Here is a 21871-nt window from a genome sequence, read left to right on the forward strand (position 1 = left end):
CTAAAAATATAATTATCTTTTCAAGACTACTTGAAAAGAATTTAAATATCCATTTAGAGTTTTGGATAGGGTATTGCGCTGTTTTTTAGTAGTAATAACCATGACTTGATACAAGCGCCCCTCAGCAATATACATCCTGTTTTTAGTAATTTTACCACCAGCATTTACATACTCGATTTCTTTACCTGGGTGACCGTTGGAACTGCGAATTGTACGTTGGCGGATTAAATTACTCTGTGTAGTTTTTAAAGCCATATCCCTAGCATTGCTAAGTATTGCTTGGGGATTAGTCATTTGACCGTAGCTATAGGGAAATTCATTATACACCACTATGTATGCCACTTCCTGGTTAGCTGGTTGACTAACAAATAATTGCAAGTCAATTTCTCCCATAAAAGTTTTTTGGGTTTGGCTAATGATTTTTGGCTTTCCTGGCATTAAAACAGAAAAGCTACCATCTGGAGCAGTGAATAGCTCCCATTGTGATTTAATTGGTTGAGTAATAATTGGCTTGGTCTTAGAATTTTGATGTCTGGGTGGGCGTGCCTCGACATTTTGCAATCCACTGCATACTAAAGTGGCGATAATTAAGGGCAAAAACACTCTTTTTGTCATAGTTTTTGCTTTTATATATATTGAGATCACGTATGTTGCTAGTTTTTTATAACCTAGCGGTATGCACAGTAGCACCAGTAAAATTGTCTAGGAAGGATTGCTCACCCAAATTGTCTGCTATAACCTAGCAGCGTAGATAGCAGCACCGATCAGCCCTACTTGCTGATTTAGTACAATATGCACTGGTATTTCTTCTAAAAGAGGACGCATTCTGCCTTTGTAAGTGAAATTCAAAAGAAATTCTCCTTTTTTAATGAGAGGTAGAATTTTGGGAGCAATGCCACCAGCAACGTATAAACCACCGTAAGGTAAAAGTTTAAGAGCAAGATTTCCTGCTTCAGCACCGTAAGCTTCTACGAATAGTTGCATTGTTTCTTCGCAAAGACGATCGCTTCCTTGTACGGCAGCTGTACCAATTGCAGCACCTGGATCAACGCTTTTTTCTTGTTTTCCTGCTTCTTGTTCCCAGGTTCTGACGATCGCGGCAATCTCTGGTGATTCTTCAGTAATTTTGCGATCGCGCATAAATTCGTAAATGGAAACTATTCCTAAACCCGAAACAACTCTTTCTACAGAAACGCGCTGGATATCGTGTTTATCCAATAGATATTTCAACAGTTGAAATTCTAATTCTGTACGAGGGGCAAAGTCAGTATGCCCACCTTCGGAAGGAAAAGCTTGATAGTAGCTTCCTTGTTTGATTAAGAACCCTTGCCCTAAGCCAGTACCAGCGCCAATCACCGCAATCGGTGCATTTGGATTTGGTTTGCCAGATTGGAGAGTATATAAATCTTGTGGTTCTAATCCTAAAATACCATAGCCAACGGCAGCAAAATCGTTAATCAAAGAGACAGAAGCAATGCTTAGTTGTTTTTGGAGACGTTCAGCATCCAAAAACCAAGCCAAATTAGTCAATTTGGCAGTATTGTTAACTACAGGCCCTGCGATCGCAAAACACGCTTTTTGAGGTGCTGGAGTATCAATTGCTGCCAAAAACTTTTGTACTATCGGTACTAAATCGGCATAATCTCCACTCAGGTAACGTTCCTCGCTTATGGTACGTAAAAGCTGTCCTTCTGACTCTTCCATCAGTCGCAGAATAGTTTTTGTTCCGCCGATGTCTCCTGCTAATATTAGTGACATAATGTGTAGCAAAATCAACTTAGGTTTTTGTGATGGCTAATCATAGCTAGTGACTGATTGCGATTTAGCCACTAGCCACTATATTTATTAATTAAACCGAACAAATTCTTCTACCTGTGTAAGGTGAGATGTATCTCCCTTAAGTTCTAAAAACCATTCTGGGTGTTGGCGTACAACTTTTACTAAGCTGCACAGAGAAGCTTTAACTTCTGTTAAGGCAATTTCTCCTACGAACCCCATTGCTGCACCTTGTACCGATGCACCATGTCCCACTAGCAAGATATTTTGTGGAGAGAATTCCGCAGCTAGACATCTAGCTGTTTGCCCAGAGCGTGCTCGTACTTGTTCATGAGTTTCGGGATAGTTAGCAGCAATGCGCGGCGTATAACTAACATCAATCCGGGGAAAGAGTTCTGCTAATTGCGTTGTTGACAGTTTTTTGGGTTCTTCTGCCATCCAAGCAGGATTCAACCATTCACTTAAACCTGTTTCCAACTTAATTGGTAAATCCAGCACCTCTGCAACAGCGTTCGCCGTTTGCACTGTTCGGAGGAAGGGAGAAGCAAAAATGTGAGTAATTTTTTCTTGCTTTAGGCGGTTAGCTAACTGTTGTGCTTGCAAAAAACCATCTTCAGATAAAGGTGGATCGTAGCGTCGTTCTGCTGTTATAAACCACTCTGGGTTAACAAAATCAAGGCGATTGGCGTGTCTTGCGATCCAGATGATTTGACTCATGGATTGATTCCCAAGTGGATAAGTTTGCGGGCTGCAAAATAAATATCATCTCATGTTGGGAAATTCAAAGATTTAAAGAGTTTGACAAGTTTACAACTTCAATCATCCAAATAACTGCCCCACAGTCAATTTCACGTCGCTAACTAAATCTGGAACAGTTAATATAACGTGTTCTGCTTGGAAAATTTCTGGTTGCTTTCCTGGTGGAAAAACCAAAAGCGATCGCTCATCTGGATCGATTAGCCAACCCATACGACAGCCATTTTTTAGACAATGTAAAATATTGCCAGTAACTTTTGTCGGACTTTGTTCTGGCGATAATATTTCAATTGTCCAATCAGGAGCGGCTTGAAATACGTTCGCTCTATCTCCATTTTCATCTACAGGAATTCGCTCCCAAGCAAAAACTGCTACATCTGGTACAATTGAACGCCCAGCAAAAGTACACCGTAATTCTGGAAAAGCAAGAGCAGTTTTCTTTGGCTTCGCTACAAAATTAATGGCACTGATTAGTTCACCCTGAATAATACTGTGCTTACCTTGAGGCATTGGTTTTTGAATTACTTGTCCGTTAATATATTCACTGGCTGGTTTAGTCTCTGGCAGCTTGATAAACTCTTATAAAGTTAGGGTTGTCGTTGGTAACTGTACCATATAGATTCGCCTCCCTAATTTTTTAAGGCTATAAAACTATTTTCATTTATCCTAAATAAGCTTTTTTAACTCGCTCATCAGTAATTAATTCCGATGCTGCACCTGTTAAGGTGATACTGCCTGCTTCCAAAACGTATCCCCTATCTGCAATTTGTAGAGCAAGATTGGCATTTTGTTCTACAAGCAAAATGGTTACACCTGTTGTGCGTAAATTCTCAATGATGGTGAATATTTCTCGAACTATTGCTGGTGCTAAACCCAAGCTCGGTTCATCTAGAAGCAAAAGTTTAGGTTTACTCATCAACGAACGGGCGATCGCTAACATTTGTTGTTCACCCCCACTGAGAGTTCCTGCTAGTTGATGACGTCTTTGTGCCAAACGCGGAAATAGTTCAAATTGGTGCTGAATATCAGCTTTTACTTCTGCCTGATGAGAACGAATATAAGCTCCCAGCAGTAAATTATCATAAACAGTTTGCCGTGCTAATACCCTTCTGCCTTCTGGACAATGGGCAATACCTAATTGCACAATTTCGTGAGGTTGACGACGAATAATATTTCTGCCACTGTAAATAAGTTCACCGCTACGAGGATTTACTATCTTAGAGATAGCGCGAAGGGTGGTGCTTTTACCTGCACCGTTTGCACCAATGAGCGTCACTACTTCGCCATTATTGACAACTAAATTAATTTTTTTCAGAGCTTGAATGCCCCCATAATTAACGCATAAATTTTTAATTGCCAAAATAGGATATTTCTCAATCTCTGTGTTCATTCTGTATATAGCTAGGTCTTTAATTATTTCAATTTTGGAACATCACTAAAGGCAAAAGAAAGTCATTTTACAAATCGGGGGATAGAAACGCCTACAGGCTGTAAGCCTGAAGCTAAACCAACATAGACGCCGTAGGCGGCTTCCCGGAGACCGTCTTTGTGGACTTGAAACTTACAAGCTGCGGGGGCAGTCTTTGTACCCTACGGGTAGACACGTAGACGGATGTAGTCCGGCTTTTCATAGAGTAGTGGCTTCTGTTCTACGTAGGGATTCCCGCAGGATAAGTAGCTGCCCAGAGGGCGTATATGTATAGCGGCACCTTTCTAGGGTGTTGGATTATGGCGAAGGTTGAGCTAAATATAAAGCAATCAAGGGTGCGTTAAACTACATTAACGCACCCCTGACAGTAATTACGCAAGCACAAATAGCTAAGAAGGAAATTGTTTTTTCAATGCTTCCAAAGAAGACCAACGACGGTCTAAAAGCTGTTCGGAATTGCTATTATTAATTGGTTGAATACCCTGACAATTTTTATCACACAGTTGGCGTTGGGGAATTGCCAGGCACATTTGCTCGTAAAGCCATTCGCTAGGGTCAAAATACCCATATGGTGATAAAGTTTCCACTAAATCTTCAACAGCGATTTCTCGCTCCAAGACGAAAGCTTGTTCTTGCTCTACAGCTTCATCTAACCAGATGATTTCAGAAGTATCTACCACTAAGCGATGATTGTAGCTTTGCAAACAACGGTTACAGGTGCAAGTCATAATTGTTTCTGCCTGACTAAACACCTCTAAATAATTACCACAATGCCGTACTCGAATGCGACCGCGAACTGGTGTTAAGGTTTCCAAACCGGGTAGAAACTCTTTCACCTGAATCTCCTCTGTCCGCTCCGGCGCTTTAGTTAGCTGCGGAATATAAATTGCGTCCATAGGATTTGTGAGACAATCTCACGAGAATTATGCCTAATAATCGACAAAAATGCCGATAGTACTTCTTTAGTCTAACTTTATTTGGGATCTAGTTTTATAGCTGATAAATACGGAAATCCGTATATTTTGATTGCGAGAAAATGTATGAGTTGTTAGTTGTTAGTTGTTAGTTATTAACTACCAACTTCCAACCTTCAACTACTTAATTATTCAGGTGATGCCATACGTACAACTAAATTGCGATGTGGCTCTTTACCTCGGCTAAAAGTTTCTAAGTCGCTAAAGTCCTTTAAAAAGGTGTGAACTTGGCGACGTTCAGCTGAACTAAGAGATTTAATTTCCACTTCTGCGCCTGTTGTACGTACTTGTTCGGCTGCTCCCATAGCGATCGCTCGAATTTCCGCTTGTCTTCTGACGCGGTAGCCGTTTAGTTCAACTGTGTATGAGGCTTGTTCCTCATGGGGTTGGTTCAAGTTGAGAATAGAATTCGCTAAGTATTGAATAGCATCTAGCACTGTACCATCAGGGCCAATTAATACCTGAATTTGCTCTGGTGTTAAATTGATTTCGTCAATCGTCAACCAGAAGCTATCGGGTTCTTGAGATTCACCCTCGCCAGTTGCAAGTGATTCTAATTCAACCTGAATATTAGTATTGATCCCAGTTAATTGCAGCAGAGTTTTTAGCCACTGCTGCCCTCGTTGCATACGACTATCGGTCATCATTAACCTGTAGCCTTTTTCTTAGAACTTTTTGGTTCAAACGGCAGCGTTTTTTGTTGTACTTCTGCCTCTTTCTCCTGAGTATCTACGATTTTTTGCAGTTCCTCTGGTAGGGGTTCGCGAGAGAGGATGTAGGTTTGTAAAGTTTGGAAAATATTACCAATTACCATATACATCAGCACCCCAGCTGGTAAGGGGAAAAACAAAAACATCCCAGAAAAAATCACGGGAGTAATTTTGTTAACCGTATCTTGCTGCGGGTTGCCACCACTTGAATTTTGTCCAGAAAGCACCTGGCTGATGTAAAGAGTAACGCCAAACATCACTACCATCGCCACAATATCCCAATGGATTGTGCCATCAGGATCGATCGCGCCAACTCTACCCAAGGCATCAATGAATAGGAATCCTTTATCTGCTGCTAATCCGGGAATTGTTCCCTGAATAGTCACATCTCCTGGCTGTAAGGCTTCTATATTTCCTTCCGCATCAATTTTCACTCTTTCTTCCCCTTTGGTAATTTTCCATTGGGGAATGAGATTTACATCTGGGTGTTCAGCTAAAACTGATTGAAATGGTTTGCCCTCAGGAGTTTGATATTGAATTTTAGTTGTCTCTCCTACCGCTAATTTGTTGCCGCTAGGAACAATAGCATTCACCTTGATATGCTCTCCATCGGCAATATAGATGTTTTGGGGAGCAGTAGCAAAAGCCTGGGGTTGAATTCTTTCAATTTGTTCTGCTGGAAAGATTTGCAGGTTCACAGTGTAGTTAACGCTGGCAAAAGGCGAACCTCGTAAGGTAGCAAATAGGGCGAGTAACACCGGCATTTGCAACAATAGCGGCAAACACCCAGCCAAAGGATTGCCAAATTCTTTTTGGACGTTGAGCATTTCCTCTTGCTGTTTTTGCGGATCGTCCTTATGGCGTTCTTTGATTTCTTGCATCCGCTTTTGCATCAAGGGTTGTACAATTCGCATCCGTCGCATATTGCGAATTGAACCGGCACTCAAGGGATAAAGTGCAAAACGAATTATCAATGTCAAGGCAACGATCGCCAATCCATAGCTTGGTACTATGCTGTAGAACAAGTCTATGATTGGCAACATTACGTTGTTCGAGAGGAACCCGATACCAAAATCCATTATTCTGAATTCAACCTGAGGTTATGTAAATTAACTACCGATTTTAGATTGGAAACTAGCTCATGGCTAATGGCTAATAGCAGCTATTAGCTATATAGTTATTGCTTGTCCGAATTCTAAAATTGGCCAACTGAATCTAATTTATCTAAATCAGAATTTGCCTGCGACTATAGTTCTACTACGGATAGCCGCACAGTATTGGGGATTGGGTAATTAAATTTTGGATTTTGGATTTGCGATTTTGGATTGGAATTTAATCTAAAATCCAAAATCTAACATTCCTAGTCCCTAATCCCTAGCCCCTATCATTTATTAACAGCGCCGCTAAAATTGGGATTTTTGGCTGCAACTCTTTCACTGATGTAATCATAAAGTTCACGGAATCTGGGAACAGCCCGCAATTCCAGACGACTACCATCTCTAAGGGTTAGCACCATATCCCCCCACAAGCCAATCCCACGGGGAACTTTCACAATTTTGACAACTTCTGAGTAAATGACATCGCTGCGATCACGTCCCATCCAACCACCAGTTACAGAAACTCGGCGATCAGTGATGCGGAAACGCAGCCATAAAGCCCTGACAATTGCCCCAACTGTTAATGGCAAGCCTACAACAGTAAACCCAATTAGTATGTTTATTATCAAATCCCCAATATGGGGCCCACCTTCAAAATAAACTTCTTCACGAATGCCCATTTAATACCTCAGCTTGTGCCAACAACTGCTCTAATTCTTGCAGAAATTGTTGGGTTACGCACTTAGATTCTGCTACGCCTGGTTTAACAATTACCACTAGACGCCACCCTGGTGAGATTTTGGGCAACAATTGATGCAACGCTGCTGCTATTTGCCGCTTGAGGCGGTTGCGAACTACCGCCCGTTTGCTGACTTTGGTACTAACCGAAATACCAATTAGGGTTGGAGCAAGAAGTGCTGAGTCTGATGATTGTGCAATCTTGCTCTTTGCATCTACAAAAGGCTGTTTCACAGATGACAACCGCAAGGCTCTCAAAGTCAGGTTAGAGCCATGACGGCGAATGCCTTCCCGAAAAACTGCTTGGAAATCGTGGCGAGATTTAAGCCGATATGCTTTGGGCAAAGCCACAGCCGCTATTTCTGCTTCTGTTGAGTTAGACGCTCAGACGATGACGTCCTTTTCTTCTCCTTGCTCTGAGCACATTTCTGCCATCTGGTGTCCGCATTCTGGCACGAAAACCAGATGTTCTTTTTCTTTTGCGACAAGTTCCTTCTAAAGTTCTTCGCATACTCTGATCCTCTCCAACAACTCTTAATATAAAATGTCACAATCTATAATTATATCATTAATTTTATGCACAAAGTAGGAAAAGCCTTTAAAATCATGAAAAGCCGATAGCCTCAGAGTTTAAAATCTACATATTTCTGAAGATTTTTTGACTATCGACCTTTGATGAGTAAGTCTTAATTAACCGATGCTAAGTAACCAGGTTCCTAAGTAACGAGATAATGGTACATCACCGGGAGATTGAATTGAGCAATTGAAATAATAAATTCCACCGAAGGCAGGATTTTTAACGTTAGAGAGTACTAACTCAACATTACTACCTGCTGGCACTGCCTCTTGAGGGAAAATTTCAATGACGCGATTTTCTTTATCCCATCTAACTTCGGATAGTGGCACTTTTTTGTTTTTTACCCGTACTTCAATATTTTTGGGATCAAAAGTTCCTTTGTAGTATTGGGGATAAGTAACAACAAATTGAGCAGCAGCCAAGTTCATCTTTTTGGCAGGAATTCTTAAGCGGTATCTATCCCAGGCGTTAACGTTACCGCCAAAATCTAAACGAAAGGGTAGCTGGTTCTCACCTTTGACTCCACTAAAGAGTGTGAATCCAGGCAAGGGATTTGCCAAGCTGATTGCTGGTAAGCCTGCTAGTAAAAAACTAGTCACTGCTAAAGCAGAAAATAAACGTCGCATGGTTAAGCTCCTGTCGCAGAAAATTATGGTGTGTGATTTCAGTAATTGGGGATGGGGACTCGTAGCCAAACTTGACTAATAACTTTTAAGAACTGGACGTAAAATTCTGGTGAAAGGTGCCAATTTCTTGTCCTTGTCAGAATTGTTACTGAAAAAATAGTAATTTAATTTACATTTGATTTTTAAATTCACCTCACTCTTTTTTGAAGAGTAGACGTTTTTATTATTGCTAGCTTGGCGACATTTTCACCAGGTGTAAAACACAGTTGAGAAAAGATTGTGTTGCAGAATATGTATTAGTGTATCTAAAAATCAGATTTTTGTTATAAAAATTAAGCGAATCAATACAGCGATCGCTGGTGAAATTGGGCTAGATTGGTTACAACAAACGTTATTCCCAACAAAGTTAATTCTAGTTATTTGAGGATCTAGTTTGTCAGAAATTAATTGATATTGCACAATGTAAAGAACACACAACAATATTTTTCAATCCCTAAAAGAACTTGAAGACACCGATGCAAAGTTTGGGGATCGGCATAGGATGTGCAATGAGTAATCCATGAATGCAAGTATCTTTAAAATTGTGACATCCGCGAGTGATACGGTCAGGTTTTGCCTGGGATAAGTAGAGCGGGAAAGCCTGCGTCGCCATCAACTGGGAAAGCTAATAATCGATAGCTCTGCCTAAGACATTGAGACTGAGTATATTAACTCAACAGAAACATTTCAAAGCTTGCACAGAAATAAATATTGATCTCAAGGAGATTGCATGAAAATAGCGGTTGCTAGAGAAATTGAAGTTTGTGAACGTCGTGTGGCTCTAATCCCCGACACTGTGGCGCGCTTAGTAAAACAAGGCTTAGAAGTTTGGGTAGAAGCAGGCGCAGGAGAGCGAGCTTTTTTTAGTGATGCTGCTTATGAAGCAGCAGGAGCAACAATTATTGCTGATAACAGTAAATTATGGAGTGAAGCAGATATTCTGCTCAAAGTTAGTCCACCGCAAGAGCGGGAAGATGGACGTTCAGAAATTGATTTACTGAAGGAAGGATCGGTAATAATTAGCTTTCTTAATCCTTTAGGGAATCCAGTCATAGCACAGCGCCTGGCAGAGCGTAAGGTTAGTGCTATCAGTATGGAGATGATTCCCCGCACGACAAGAGCACAGAGTATGGATGCTTTGTCATCTCAAGCTTCAATCGCTGGTTATAAGGCAGTACTAATTGCCGCAGCCGCACTACCAAAGTACTTTCCGATGCTGACAACAGCTGCTGGCACGATCGCTCCGGCAAAAGTATTTATTATGGGTGCTGGTGTCGCTGGTTTGCAAGCAATAGCAACTGCTAGACGCCTGGGATCGGTGGTAGAAGCTTTTGATATTCGCCCTGCTGTGAAAGAAGAAGTGCAAAGCCTTGGGGCAAAATTTGTGGAAATCAAATTGGACGAAGAAACTACTGCTGTTGGAGGTTACGCGAAGGAAATTTCTGAAGCCAGCAAGCAGCGCACCCAAGAAGTTGTCGCAGAACACATCAAGAATGCGGATGTTGTGATTACAACTGCTCAAGTTCCAGGGAAAAAAGCGCCTTTATTAGTCACGCAGGAGATGGTAGCGCAGATGAAACCTGGTTCTGTAATTGTAGATATTGCGGCAGAACAGGGTGGTAACTGTGCTTGCACCGCTCCCGGCAAAGATATTGTCTGGAATGGAATCACTATCATTGGCCCAATTAATTTACCATCTTCAATGCCAGTTCACGCCAGCCAATTGTATGCCAAGAATTTGACATCTTTAATGCAAATACTAATTCGAGACAAGGCTGTGCATCTAGACTTTGCTGATGACATCATTGATGCCGCTTGTATCACCCATGCAGGTGAAATTCGCTCCTCACGCATCAAAGAGGCGCTGCAAGCTCTTGGTGTTCAACAATCAGCAGTTAGTTAAATAGGGACTAGGGGCTAGGGATTAGAGACTAGGGAATTTTAGCTCTCTAGCCCCTAGCCTCTAACCCCTAGCTTCTAGCCTCTAGCCCCTAATAAAGGATTTTCTCAACATGACAGAAGCATTAATCGCTGCTTTGTTTGTATTTGTTTTGGCATCATTTACCGGATTTGAAGTTATCAACAAAGTACCACCGACTTTGCATACACCTCTGATGTCAGGTTCTAATGCTATTTCTGGCATTGCTGTTTTGGGAGCAATTGTCGCTTCCGGTGCGAAAGAGTGGAATTTGTCAGTCATTCTCGGTTTGATTGCTATTGTGCTGGCAACTATCAACGTAGTGGGTGGTTTTCTAGTCACTGATCGGATGTTGCAAATGTTCAAGAAGAAAGCTGGTTAGTGGTTAACAACCAAATACTGTACGGGCGGGTTTTGTTGATTATCTTTCTGTTAAAACCGACGATTTATCTTTTAAACCTGCTCCTACTAGCAATCAATAATTACCAATTACGGCGAAATTATGACTGACTTTTTACCAACTGGGATTCAACTGACTTACTTAGTCGCTGCATCTCTATTTATTTTGGGTTTGAAAAAGCTGGGTTCACCCGCTACAGCACGGCAAGGTAATGTTGTTGCAGCTGTGGGAATGCTGTTGGCGATCGCAGCAACACTCTTGGATCAGCATGTGTTGAACTTTGAAATGATTTTGTTGGGGTTGGCAATTGGATCGGTGTTGGGTGCGATCGCTGCCTATAAAGTCCAAATGACGGATATGCCCCAAATGGTGGGTTTACTGAACGGACTTGGTGGCGCTGCTTCTGCACTCGTTGCTGTTGCTGAATTTTGGCGGCTGCTGCAACATGGGGAAGCTATAGCCCTAGATGCCAATATTTCCATGCTTTTGGATGTGTTAATTGGTGGTGTTACATTTACGGGCAGTATGGTGGCATTTGCCAAGCTGCAAGGGATTATGAGCGGTGCTCCAATTACATTCCCCTTACAGCAACTCATCAACGTTTTACTGTTAGGTTCCTATGTGGTGGGCAGTGCCTTTTTAATCGTAGCGCCGCATAACTTGTCTATCTTTTTAGCGATCGTTGCAGTTTCTTTAGTTTTGGGCGTGATGTTCGTCATCCCCATCGGTGGTGGTGATATGCCAGTAGTAATTTCGCTGTTGAACTCATTTTCTGGTTTAGCTGCGGCGGCGGCTGGTTTTGTGGTGATGAACAATATGCTAATCATTGCTGGCGCATTGGTGGGAGCATCAGGTATCATCCTCACCGAAATTATGTGTAAGGCGATGAATCGTTCTTTGGTGAGCGTTCTGTTTGGTGCTTTTGGTACAAGTGGAGGTGCTAGTGCTACTGGTGGCGGTGCTGGTACAACAGATCAAACAGTTCGCAGCATCGATCCAGAAGAAGGCGCAATGATGTTGGGTTATGCTCGTTCTGTAGTGATTGTGCCTGGTTATGGGATGGCAGTGGCGCAAGCACAGCATAGTGTGCGCGAGTTAGCAGATCAGCTTGAACGTATGGGTGTTGATGTTAAGTATGCTATTCACCCTGTAGCTGGAAGAATGCCAGGACACATGAATGTATTGTTAGCAGAGGCGAATGTGCCTTATGAGCAATTACACGATATGGAAGATATTAATCCCCAATTTGAGCAAACGGACGTAGCGTTAGTGATTGGGGCAAATGATGTTGTCAACCCAGCTGCACGCAGTGATGCCAATAGCCCGATTTACGGAATGCCTATTTTAGAGGTAGATCGGGCAAAGCAGACAATTGTAATTAAGCGTGGGATGAGTACGGGTTTTGCTGGTGTAGATAACGAGTTGTTCTACAAGGATAAAACCACGATGCTGTTTGGTAGTGCCAAAGAAATGGTGGCAAAGTTAGTTTCTGAGGTGAAGCAGTTGTAGAACCCCACCCCTTACCCCTCCTAGCTTGCGGGGAGGGGTAAAATATTTTTAGCTCACTTTAGTTTCATTAGCTGTATTTAAAAGGGCTGTAGCAACTTCAGTAGTAATGTCTCCAGCAGCAATGTCATTACTATTTTTCAATTCACCCAAAACTTGGATAATATCATCAATTTTTTCTAAACCTGTAATCGTTAAAACAGAGCTACAATTTTTGCTGCTCCTAAGGATTAACAGAAAATAAATTACCCAATAAATGTAGTGGATTGACTGGGCTAATTTAGTGCATTAGGATAGAGATGTTTAAGTTTGATGCGGGCATCAGGGGTAGTAAAGCGCCATTGAACTTGGCAGGCAGTGCAATTACGCTGATTCTGCCAAGCAGATAACTCCTGTTATAACTTAGTGGCAGACGAAATACGACGGTCAAGGCATTGTTGAGAAAGTACACTTAACTCAATTTCTGCAACATTGAGCCAACTACTTTATTGCACTATTTTAGTCCGGTCACGCCACTAGACTATTAACTATTAGCTGTTAGCATACTAACCAATCAGTCGCTTTAAAAAAGACAACTTCCCTTCATAGGGTGCATATCGCCATTTTAAGTCTAGCCAGAAAGAATTTTGCAACACGCTTTTGTAATGAGAAAAGGTGTCAAAACTAGCTTTACCGTGATAGCTACTCATACCGCTATCACCCACGCCACCAAAGGGCAAAGTTGGCACACCAAATTGCATGAGCGTATCGTTGAGGCAAACGCCGCCAGATGAGGTAGATTGTAAAACTCGCTGTTGCAGATTTTTATTGTTAGAAAATAAATATAAGGCTAAAGGTTTTGGTCGAGAGTTAATATTATTTATCACATCTGCAATATTGGTATATGTAATTATAGGTAAAATGGGACCAAAAATTTCTTCCTGCATGACATAATCGTCCCAAGAAATATGATCAAGAACTGTAGGAGAAATATAAAGCTGATCCCGATTAGTTTTTCCGCCAATTACTATTTCACCATCATCTAAAAATTTTATGAGTCGCTCAAAATGTTTGTCATGAATAATTCGGGCATAATCGGGACTATTAGCTGGATTTTCACCATAAAACTCTTGCAGACATTTTTTAATACTATCTAGTAAAGGTTGTTTAATATCTTGATGTACTAAAAGGTAGTCAGGTGCAATGCAAGTCTGTCCGGCATTAACAAATTTACCCCAACAAATTCTTCTCGCAGTTTTTTCGATATCAATTTCAGTATCTACAATACAAGGACTCTTGCCACCCAATTCTAAAGTTACTGGTGTCAGATGTTTGGCAGCTGCTTCCATGACCATTCTACCCACAGCAGTGCTACCAGTAAAAAAGATGTGATCAAACTTTTCTGCTAATAAATTTTGGCTCGTTTCTACCGCACCTTCTACCACAGTAATATAAGCAGGATCAAAAGTTCTTTTAATTATTTCGGCTAACAAAGTAGAAGTGTGAGGAGCAAATTCTGAAGGTTTGAGGATGGCACAGTTACCAGCAGCGATCGCACCTACTAATGGAGAAATTATTAAATGAAATGGATAATTCCAAGGACTGATAATCAAAACCACCCCTAGTGGTTCTGGTTGAATTCGTGCTGAGTAGGGAAAAAACTCTAAGGAAACTGCTGCTTTTTTAGGTTTAATCCAATTTCTAATATTTTTTCTAGCATAATCTATTTCTTTGATAGTACTAATTTCTGTGAGATAACTTTCAAATATCGGCTTATGTAAATCTGCTGTTAACGCTTTTAAAATTTCCTGTTCATGTTCAATAACTACTTGCTTGAGACTTTCCAAATTTTTGAGCCGAAAATTTAATTCTTTTGTTTGACCTGTTGCAAAAAAATTACGTTGTTTGTGAACAAGCTCACATACTGATAATTCAACACCCATTTTTTTACCTTGAAAAATATCAGAATAACCTTACTGTTTCATAGGTAAATTCACAATAAATATACTACCTTTACCTACTTCTGAATCGACTTCGATAGTCCCTTTGTGTGCTTCAACAATTCGCCGAGAAAGATACAATCCTAAACCACTACCAGAACGCTTGTGACTGCCTTGGCGAAATCTTTCAAATAAAGTTGTTTGTTCTTCGGGAGGAATGCCTACTCCTGTATCTGCAACTTTGATGGTAACGCTTTCACCAGAAGTGATAGATGGTGTGAGATTGACTGTCACAGAGCCAGTATCAGTGAATTTGATGGCATTGCCAATCAAATTAGTAAATAACCGATGCAGTTCTAAGCGATCGCCTACGACTGTGCTTGTAGTTGAGTCTTCACATAGATCCAAATTTACAGCTAGTCCCTTTTGTTGAGCTAAAGGAGTTAACTCGCCTGCAACTTCTTTTAGTAACTGTGCTAAATTTACTGGTTGAAATGCCAGAGCCTTACGACCCGCTTCAAAACGATAAACTTCTAGCAAGGTGTTTACCATAGTCAACAGGTTGCTGTTGCTGCGAGCCATGATTGTAATCACTTCCTGCATTTGTGATGATAACTGCCCCAAAGCTCCCTCGTGAAACAACATCAGCATTCGATCTGCCGCTACTAAGGGAGTGCGTAAGTCGTGAGTTAGGCGAGAGACAAAATCTTCTCTTTGGCGGGCAATTTCATCGCGTTCATCAATACTGTGCTTGAGGCGAAGCAGCGATCGCACTCGTGCCAATAATTCGTCTACTGTGACAGGTTTGCGGATAAAATCATCTGCACCCAAGTCTAGACCATGCGCGACATTGGGTGAGTCATGGGCAGTAATCAACAGAATCGGGACAAACGGCAAACTCTTGTTTTCTCTAATACATTTAGTGACTTCGTAACCATCCATCCCTGGCATCATCAGATCCAGCAACACTAAATCAAATGGTGCTTCTGCAATTTTTGCTAATGCGGAAGAGCCGTTTTCTGCTGTGCTAACTGTGTAGCCTTCTTCCTCCAAAATAGTTTTAATTAAAAATACGTTATCTGGGGAATCATCTACTACCAGTATTTTATCGGAGCGAGAAGATAGAGCATTCATTGGGAATGATTTTTTTGATAAAAGTTCTGTTTTGACAAGTAAATAGTTTGGTATATATTGTTTTTTATTTTATAATCAACATCGCTCAAGAAATTTTATTTACCAATAAATAGCTACCAATCTACTGTATCAACAACATATGGAGCGATTTAATAAATAAACACATTGCAAAATGATGGAACTTATCCAATAAACAACTAGCCAAATTACTGGATCGTGAAAAATGGGTAGTTGGTGTTTGTTTTGTCTTTGACTGGCAATATTTGCGACTGCATCACTAATACAGTTGTAGTATATGCAGATTAAATATCCTTACCTCAAAATTAAGCGATCGCATCTTTAACTTTCAATTGCATCAGTTAGGATAATGCTTGTAAAATAACTTCCATCTGCGTTTCAGGTTTGGCAAATCTCGCTCAACAACAGACCAAACCACGTCTAAATCAATTTCAAAGTAATTGTGAGTCAAAAAAGCTGATTCCAGGTTCCATTTCTACTAAAAAATCCACATTACTGTTTGCATCAGCCTCTCGGCGTGCTACGGAACCAAAAATACGTATGTTGTATGCTCCGTGTTTGGCAGCACTTTGGAGGATTTCTTCTCGTTTCGCTTCCAAAAGCTCGTAAATATTCATGGTTTGACTTGCTTGCCTAAAACCCAGTTTAGCTACATTTACAGCCAGATCTGATGATGCGATCGCATTGTAAATTTTGTATCCTATTAAAACAAAAAGTAACGCTGTGCCATCGGCAAAACCGTTGCTGGCTCACAAGTTAGCAATTCTCCATCTGCTCTGACTTCATAAGTTTCCGGATCTACTTCCATATGGGGTAATGCATCATTGAGCTTCATATCCCGCTTGCTCAACTGACGTGTTCCAGAAACAGCCACAGCTTGCTTTTGTAACCCTAACTGACTGGGAATACCTCTTTCTAAAGCTGCTTGGGAAAGAAAAGTGAAAGACGTGGCATGACGTGCGCCTGCAAAACTACCAAACATCGGACGCATATGCACTGGTTGCGGTGTGGGAATACTAGCATTGGCATCGCCCATTTGCGCCCATGCGATCGCGCCACCTTTAATCACGATCTCCGGCTTGACACCAAAAAACGCTGGATGCCACAAACACAAATCTGCCAGTTTACCCTCTTCGACTGAACCCACATACTGAGAAATTCCGTGAGTAATTGCTGGATTAATTGTGTACTTAGCAACATACCTTTTGACTCGCAAGTTATCTGCTCTTTGCTCCTCTTCTCCTGTGAGGTTGGTTGGCGTGAGGTTTCCACGTTGCACTTTCATCTTGTGTGCTGTTTGCCAAGTGCGAATTATTACTTCACCTACCCTTCCCATTGCCTGAGAGTCAGAAGAAATCATACTAAACGCGCCCAAATCGTGCAAAATGTCTTCAGCAGCAATAGTTTCCCGACGAATGCGTGACTCCGCAAACGCTACGTCTTCGGCAATACTCGGATCAAGATGATGGCACACCATCAACATATCCAGATGTTCGTCTAAGGTATTGAGAGTGTAAGGACGTGTAGGGTTAGTGGAAGATGGTAAAACATTTGCTTCACCGCAAACTTTAATGATATCTGGTGCGTGTCCGCCACCTGCGCCTTCTGTGTGATAGGTATGAATAACACGATTTTTGAAGGCAGCGATAGTATTTTCTACAAACCCTGCTTCGTTTAACGTGTCGGTATGAATTGCAACCTGCACGTCATATTCATCGGCAACACTGAGACAGGTATCAATAGCTGCTGGTGTAGTTCCCCAATCTTCGTGCAACTTTAACCCCATTGCACCAGCTACCACTTGTTCCACAAGCCCTTGAGTTTGGCTGGCATTGCCCTTACCCAAAAATCCGAAGTTTACAGGAAAAGCGTCAGTTGCTTGTAGCATTCTGTAAATATTCCAGGGGCCAGGCGTGCAAGTAGTAGCATTTGTACCTGTAGCTGGGCCAGTACCACCGCCAATCATAGTGGTAATGCCGGAAGCGATCGCAACTTCAATTTGCTGGGGACAGATAAAATGAATGTGAGCATCGATACCACCAGCCGTGAGAATCATTCCTTCCCCAGCGACGGCTTCGGTGCCAGGGCCAATAATAATATCTACATTATCCTGAATATAGGGATTTCCAGCTTTACCAATTTTGAATATTTTGCCATCTTTGATACCGATATCTGCTTTGACTACACCCCACCAATCGAGAATCAAAGCGTTAGTAATTACCAGATCAACAGCACCATCGGCATTAGAAATCGGAGATTGTCCCATTCCGTCTCTGATTACTTTTCCGCCGCCAAATTTTACTTCATCCCCGTAGGTAGTTAAATCTTGTTCAACTTCTATAAATAATTCTGTATCAGCAAGGCGGATGCGATCGCCTGTTGTGGGGCCATAAGTTTCTGCGTAAGCGCGGCGATCCATTCTGTAAGGCATAATACATTCCTTGAAACTAACGTGTAGCCAATAAACTCTAACTCCGCGTTCCTTTGCGTTTACCTTTGCGTGCCTCTGCGTTTAAAAATAAATATACTTAGAGGTTGCCATTAATTCTGCCGTTAAAACCATAAACTTGACGACTACCAACTAAAGGAACTAACGTCACTTCTTTTTCATCCCCTGGTTCAAAACGAACTGCGGTGCCGGCGGGAATATCGAGGCGCATTCCCCGCGCTTGTTCTCGTTCAAAGTTTAAAGCGGCGTTAACTTCAAAAAAATGAAAGTGAGAACCAACTTGAATTGGGCGATCGCCTGTATTTGATACTCGCAATTTTACCGTCGGACGCCCTGCGTTGAGTTCGATTTCTCCTTGTGGTGTAATGATTTCTCCTGGGATCATACTTTTATAATGTTTACCTTAGAATTAACGAATAGGGTTATGTACAGTTACTAACTTTGTTCCATCTGGGAAAGTTGCTTCCACCTGCACTTGATCAATCATTTCTGGCACTCCTTCCATGACATCATCTCGCGTCAGGAGAGTGGTGCCATAACTCATTAACTCTGCAACTGTTCTCCCGTCTCTTGCACCTTCTAAAATGGCAGCAGAAATATAAGCAACAGCTTCGGGATAATTTAATTTCAAACCTCTTGCCTTACGTCTTTCTGCTAATAAAGCAGCAGTAAAAATAAGTAGCTTATCTTTTTCCTGAGGCGTCAGTTGCATTCTGATCTCCTTATTGGTGGCAGTTTATTTAAATCTGCCAAACTCTTGGCAGACAGCTTACACGACTTAAAAAAGATACACGAATTAGCTGCCAGACACTGATAAACCAGTTTCTCACCTCAGCAGTAGAAGAACCACGGTATCGACACAAAAATCCATGTTCTAGACGAGTCACACCGACTTCACCTTCTCCATGCCATAAATTACGTGCTTTTTCAATCATCTCCTGCGAAACAGCACCTTGAACCCAAACTAAACTGCCTACGATCGCTTGTCCATTTAATCCGTGAGGGCTGTGAAAAATTTTGTCGCTACCGGGTAACCATTGTCTATCTATCCATAAGGGTTTGCCTTGCTGCCAAATTTCGGTGTGCGATCGCCACTCTCCTTGTACAAACTTTTCTCCTCTGGCAGTGCGACCAAATCTAGTTATTTCCCAGCCTAAATAACTTGCTCCCGTAGCTAATTCTACTCGTAAATCTTGCCTATACAACGCACTATTGAACACAATTGTTTCTTGGGGTAACCACTCCAAACAAGCATTTGCATCAATTTGAATATTGATGGTTTGTCTTGCTCGTAACCCATTAGTCCGATAAATCTTACCAGCAGCAGCAGTTGTAATCAATGCTTGGGCATCAGGTTGGAGATAAAAATTACACGATAGGCGATCGCCTCCCACAATCCCACCAGCTGTATGTAAAATCACGCTATGACAAACATTTTTCCCCTCTGGATAAAACGGACGTTGTACCTTCAATGGTGCTTGATATTGACTGTGAATTAGTTGGGTTTCACCTTGAGCGCGAGCATATATTAAATTGAGCTTGCCATGCCAGTTTTGGTTAGGCTCAGTTGTTGTTTGAGAGTGACACTGTTGAATCACGAATTCTTAACTACTAGTGTTTAGTTTAATCATCAACTACTAACAACCAGAGGAGCAGACAACAGACAAGGGGACAAGGGGAGTAATGAACCTAACTACTAACTACTAACCACTGTACGGGCGGGTTTTAACAGTAATCTCTCTAAGATAACGAAATAATTATGTAAACCCGCCCCTACTAACTAACCACTAACCAATGACTAATGACTATTGACTAACCACTCATGCCAAACCCAGTTCTCTTTTAAGCAAGTTAATAGATGTGGTGCCGATGTAATTATCGCAGCGTACCAACTTGGGTGGACGAATAATATCTTCTTGGAGCATTTGTACTGCTGCTTGCACCGATGCAAAACTGGCTTGATCGCTGATAATTAGCTGCGCCCGCTTAACGATCGCATGAAGCTTATAAATATCTTTGGGCTGTGCTGTCATTACGAGGAGATCGTCTCCGCGCAAACCGTGGAGAATTACTTCTGCAGCGCGTACAATCCCTGAACTGAGGCTGATGATACCAACACAGCTCTCTTTTGGAAGATTTTTCAAAAGCTCGAATTCCTTAGCATAGTCATAGATATCAAGGGGAATCACACGCACTGCTTTCGGTGCAGCAATTACTTCTACATCACCAATAAAATACCGACTGGTGACAACTGTAGCAGAGGTGGTTTTCTCAAGCACAGCAACTAATTCTTCCATAGCTACGAGCTGTACTGGTATTTTGAGAGACTGTTCTAATTCCTGCACCATCAGTTCTCCAGCACCGATATCGCTAGTAGGCACTGTCACCAATACTCGCGCACTACAACGCAAACGCCAGTCTACTTCTGCAAGAAAGATTTCTCTTGCTTGGTTGAGGGAACAGCCCTGGAAAAGAAGTTCATCTAGTGCTTGTTGAACAACTTTGTATGCTTGGGGATTTTCATTGAGAATCGGCGATTGCAGCCTACTACCACCTTCATGCCCTTGGGCGCGGACATAAATTCCCGAACCGGCGAGACTTTCTACGAGTCCATCGTCTTCTAACTGACGGTAAACTTTGCTGATAGTATTGCGGTGTAATCCTGTTTGCATTGCCAATGCCCGTGTACTCGGCAGTTTGTAACCAGGAGGATACTGACGAGAAGCGATCGCAAACCTGATTTGATTAAATAACTGAGAAGATGCGGGTATTTCACTGTCTGGCTGAATGCGGAACTGAATCATTACCAAACCTCCAAAGGTGGCAGTAGCAATTTGTGACTAGCTGCAAATGCTACTTGTCAAATATTTTATTTATACATTCAATTTTTCTGGGCAAAATTTTTCATGAATTCACCAAAAGTAACTGACAGTTTGACTTTGAGGTAGTCTAGAAATATTTGCATGAGTATATCTAAGCTATTACGGATCATTCGTAAAAACTATTATGGCAGAGCGAACAATCGATACTGCAACAGTTAACCTTTCGCAAGCTAATTTACACATTGCCGCTTACCTAGCACAGCCAACTGAACCAGGCTCTTATCCAGGCATTGTGGTATTGCAGGAAATTTTTGGAGTTAACTCTCACATCCGCGATGTGACAGAACGTATTGCCCGCGAAGGCTATGTAGCGATCGCACCCGCATTGTTTCAGCGCACTGCTCCGGGATTTGAAACTGGATATACAAAAGAAGATATAGAAGTTGGTAGAAACTATGCCTGGGGGCAAACCAAGGCATCCGAATTGTTGAGCGATATTCAAACAGCTATCGATTATCTCAAAACCTCACCCCAAGTCAAACAAAATCAGTTTGGTTGTATTGGTTTCTGCTTCGGTGGACACGTAGCATATCTTGCTGCAACTCTACCAGACATTAAGGTCACTGCCTCTTTTTATGGCGCACGTATCACTACCACTACACCTGGAGGTGGCGCACCTACTATCACCCGCACACCGGAAATTACAGGTGCTCTCTACGCCTTTTTTGGCATGGAAGATGCCAGCATTCCTACTGAACAGGTAGATCAGATTGAAGCAGAGTTAGAAAAATACAACATTCCTCATCGTGTGTTTCGCTACGATGGAGCTGACCACGGATTTTTCTGCGACCAGCGTGCCAGTTATAATCCTAAAGCTGCTGCTGATGCTTGGGAGCAAGTCAAACAACTGTTTAAAGAACAACTAAACAGTTAATGGTTAATGGTTAATAGTTAATAGCTAGAAATTAACTATTAGCTATTAA

25 protein-coding genes and 1 pseudogene are annotated in these 21871 nt (G+C 41.7%); 4 read left to right on the top strand and 22 right to left on the bottom strand.

Annotated features, from left to right (window positions below; all coding sequences use genetic code 11):
* Window positions 1-12 precede the first annotated feature (12 nt).
* The 12 genes from QUB80_RS09965 to QUB80_RS10020 form a co-directional block, all read right to left on the bottom strand.
* Window positions 13-615 carry a hypothetical protein gene (locus QUB80_RS09965; protein WP_289789341.1) on the bottom strand — a complete coding sequence of 201 codons (603 nt, stop codon included), beginning with the start codon at window positions 613-615 and terminating at the stop codon, window positions 13-15.
* 117 nt (window positions 616-732) lie between these two features.
* On the bottom strand, window positions 733-1758 hold the full coding sequence (locus QUB80_RS09970) for a glucokinase (protein WP_289789342.1): 1026 nt from the start codon (window positions 1756-1758) through the stop codon (window positions 733-735).
* A gap of 87 nt (window positions 1759-1845) precedes the next feature.
* Window positions 1846-2493 carry a histidine phosphatase family protein gene (locus tag QUB80_RS09975; RefSeq protein ID WP_289789343.1) on the bottom strand — a complete coding sequence of 216 codons (648 nt, stop codon included), beginning with the start codon at window positions 2491-2493 and terminating at the stop codon, window positions 1846-1848.
* 102 nt (window positions 2494-2595) lie between these two features.
* Window positions 2596-3105, bottom strand: a complete 510-nt coding sequence (locus QUB80_RS09980) for a Uma2 family endonuclease (RefSeq protein WP_289789484.1) — start codon at window positions 3103-3105, stop codon at window positions 2596-2598.
* Window positions 3106-3193: 88 nt separating this feature from the next.
* Window positions 3194-3922, bottom strand: a complete 729-nt coding sequence (locus tag QUB80_RS09985) for an ABC transporter ATP-binding protein (protein WP_289789344.1) — start codon at window positions 3920-3922, stop codon at window positions 3194-3196.
* Window positions 3923-4350: 428 nt separating this feature from the next.
* Window positions 4351-4857: a YceD family protein gene (locus tag QUB80_RS09990; RefSeq protein ID WP_289789345.1), complete on the bottom strand. Its 507-nt coding sequence runs from the start codon at window positions 4855-4857 to the stop codon at window positions 4351-4353.
* A 206-nt stretch (window positions 4858-5063) separates the two neighbouring features.
* A complete protein-coding gene (locus QUB80_RS09995) occupies window positions 5064-5582 on the bottom strand; it encodes a Jag family protein (protein ID WP_289789346.1) in 519 nt (172 codons plus the stop codon).
* Window positions 5582-6724, bottom strand: coding sequence for a membrane protein insertase YidC (gene yidC / locus QUB80_RS10000; RefSeq protein ID WP_289789347.1), 1143 nt, complete (start codon window positions 6722-6724; stop codon window positions 5582-5584). Before yidC ends, QUB80_RS09995 begins: the two co-directional genes overlap by 1 nt.
* Before the next feature lie 305 nt (window positions 6725-7029).
* Window positions 7030-7422 carry a PH domain-containing protein gene (locus QUB80_RS10005; RefSeq protein ID WP_289789348.1) on the bottom strand — a complete coding sequence of 131 codons (393 nt, stop codon included), beginning with the start codon at window positions 7420-7422 and terminating at the stop codon, window positions 7030-7032.
* The gene (gene rnpA / locus QUB80_RS10010) at window positions 7409-7831 is read right to left on the bottom strand and encodes a ribonuclease P protein component (RefSeq protein WP_289789349.1); all 423 of its coding nucleotides are present in this window, start codon (window positions 7829-7831) and stop codon (window positions 7409-7411) included. The genes QUB80_RS10005 and rnpA overlap by 14 nt, the downstream gene beginning before the upstream one ends.
* A 25-nt stretch (window positions 7832-7856) precedes the next feature.
* Window positions 7857-7991 carry a 50S ribosomal protein L34 gene (rpmH, locus tag QUB80_RS10015; protein ID WP_071588406.1) on the bottom strand — a complete coding sequence of 45 codons (135 nt, stop codon included), beginning with the start codon at window positions 7989-7991 and terminating at the stop codon, window positions 7857-7859.
* Between the two features lie 179 nt (window positions 7992-8170).
* A complete protein-coding gene (locus tag QUB80_RS10020) occupies window positions 8171-8683 on the bottom strand; it encodes a DUF2808 domain-containing protein (RefSeq protein ID WP_289789350.1) in 513 nt (170 codons plus the stop codon).
* Between the two features lie 769 nt (window positions 8684-9452).
* On the opposite strand from QUB80_RS10020, the gene QUB80_RS10025 reads away from it, so the two are divergent.
* The 3 genes from QUB80_RS10025 (at window position 9453) to QUB80_RS10035 (ending at window position 12549) form a co-directional block, all read left to right on the top strand.
* The gene (locus tag QUB80_RS10025; RefSeq protein ID WP_289789351.1) at window positions 9453-10625 is read left to right on the top strand and encodes a Re/Si-specific NAD(P)(+) transhydrogenase subunit alpha; all 1173 of its coding nucleotides are present in this window, start codon (window positions 9453-9455) and stop codon (window positions 10623-10625) included.
* Window positions 10626-10734: 109 nt separating this feature from the next.
* Window positions 10735-11022: an NAD(P) transhydrogenase subunit alpha part 2 gene (locus QUB80_RS10030; RefSeq protein WP_289789352.1), complete on the top strand. Its 288-nt coding sequence runs from the start codon at window positions 10735-10737 to the stop codon at window positions 11020-11022.
* A 120-nt stretch (window positions 11023-11142) separates the two neighbouring features.
* On the top strand, window positions 11143-12549 hold the full coding sequence (locus tag QUB80_RS10035) for an NAD(P)(+) transhydrogenase (Re/Si-specific) subunit beta (protein ID WP_289789353.1): 1407 nt from the start codon (window positions 11143-11145) through the stop codon (window positions 12547-12549).
* A gap of 272 nt (window positions 12550-12821) precedes the next feature.
* Here the strand turns inward: QUB80_RS10035 and QUB80_RS10040 are convergent.
* From QUB80_RS10040 to QUB80_RS10085, 10 genes and pseudogenes are all read right to left on the bottom strand, one after another.
* Window positions 12822-13028, bottom strand: a pseudogene (locus QUB80_RS10040) (IS630-like element ISMae25 family transposase); the annotation flags it as partial.
* Between the two features lie 63 nt (window positions 13029-13091).
* Entirely contained in the window at window positions 13092-14468 is a 1377-nt protein-coding gene (locus QUB80_RS10045; RefSeq protein WP_289789354.1) for an aldehyde dehydrogenase, read from the bottom strand.
* A 30-nt stretch (window positions 14469-14498) separates the two neighbouring features.
* Window positions 14499-15599 (bottom strand): ATP-binding response regulator, encoded by a 1101-nt coding sequence (locus tag QUB80_RS10050; RefSeq protein WP_289789355.1) that lies wholly within the window; start codon window positions 15597-15599, stop codon window positions 14499-14501.
* A 355-nt stretch (window positions 15600-15954) separates the two neighbouring features.
* Window positions 15955-16035 carry a hypothetical protein gene (locus tag QUB80_RS10055; RefSeq protein ID WP_289789485.1) on the bottom strand — a complete coding sequence of 27 codons (81 nt, stop codon included), beginning with the start codon at window positions 16033-16035 and terminating at the stop codon, window positions 15955-15957.
* 13 nt (window positions 16036-16048) lie between these two features.
* Window positions 16049-16234 (bottom strand): nucleotidyltransferase family protein, encoded by a 186-nt coding sequence (locus QUB80_RS10060; RefSeq protein ID WP_289789356.1) that lies wholly within the window; start codon window positions 16232-16234, stop codon window positions 16049-16051.
* Between the two features lie 86 nt (window positions 16235-16320).
* A complete protein-coding gene (gene ureC / locus QUB80_RS10065; protein WP_289789486.1) occupies window positions 16321-18036 on the bottom strand; it encodes an urease subunit alpha in 1716 nt (571 codons plus the stop codon).
* A 109-nt stretch (window positions 18037-18145) separates the two neighbouring features.
* On the bottom strand, window positions 18146-18451 hold the full coding sequence (locus QUB80_RS10070; RefSeq protein ID WP_289789357.1) for an urease subunit beta: 306 nt from the start codon (window positions 18449-18451) through the stop codon (window positions 18146-18148).
* 24 nt (window positions 18452-18475) lie between these two features.
* Window positions 18476-18778, bottom strand: a complete 303-nt coding sequence (gene ureA, locus QUB80_RS10075; RefSeq protein WP_289789358.1) for an urease subunit gamma — start codon at window positions 18776-18778, stop codon at window positions 18476-18478.
* A gap of 28 nt (window positions 18779-18806) precedes the next feature.
* Complete coding sequence (locus QUB80_RS10080) at window positions 18807-19664, bottom strand: urease accessory protein UreD (protein ID WP_289789359.1); 858 nt, start codon at window positions 19662-19664, stop codon at window positions 18807-18809.
* A 222-nt stretch (window positions 19665-19886) separates the two neighbouring features.
* Entirely contained in the window at window positions 19887-20870 is a 984-nt protein-coding gene (locus QUB80_RS10085) for a GntR family transcriptional regulator (RefSeq protein ID WP_289789360.1), read from the bottom strand.
* 202 nt (window positions 20871-21072) lie between these two features.
* On the opposite strand from QUB80_RS10085, the gene QUB80_RS10090 reads away from it, so the two are divergent.
* Window positions 21073-21822 (top strand): dienelactone hydrolase family protein, encoded by a 750-nt coding sequence (locus tag QUB80_RS10090; protein WP_289789361.1) that lies wholly within the window; start codon window positions 21073-21075, stop codon window positions 21820-21822.
* Window positions 21823-21871: the final 49 nt, after the last annotated feature.

Origin of the sequence: Chlorogloeopsis sp. ULAP01 (assembly GCF_030381805.1) — a bacterium.
GTDB lineage: Bacteria > Cyanobacteriota > Cyanobacteriia > Cyanobacteriales > Nostocaceae > Chlorogloeopsis.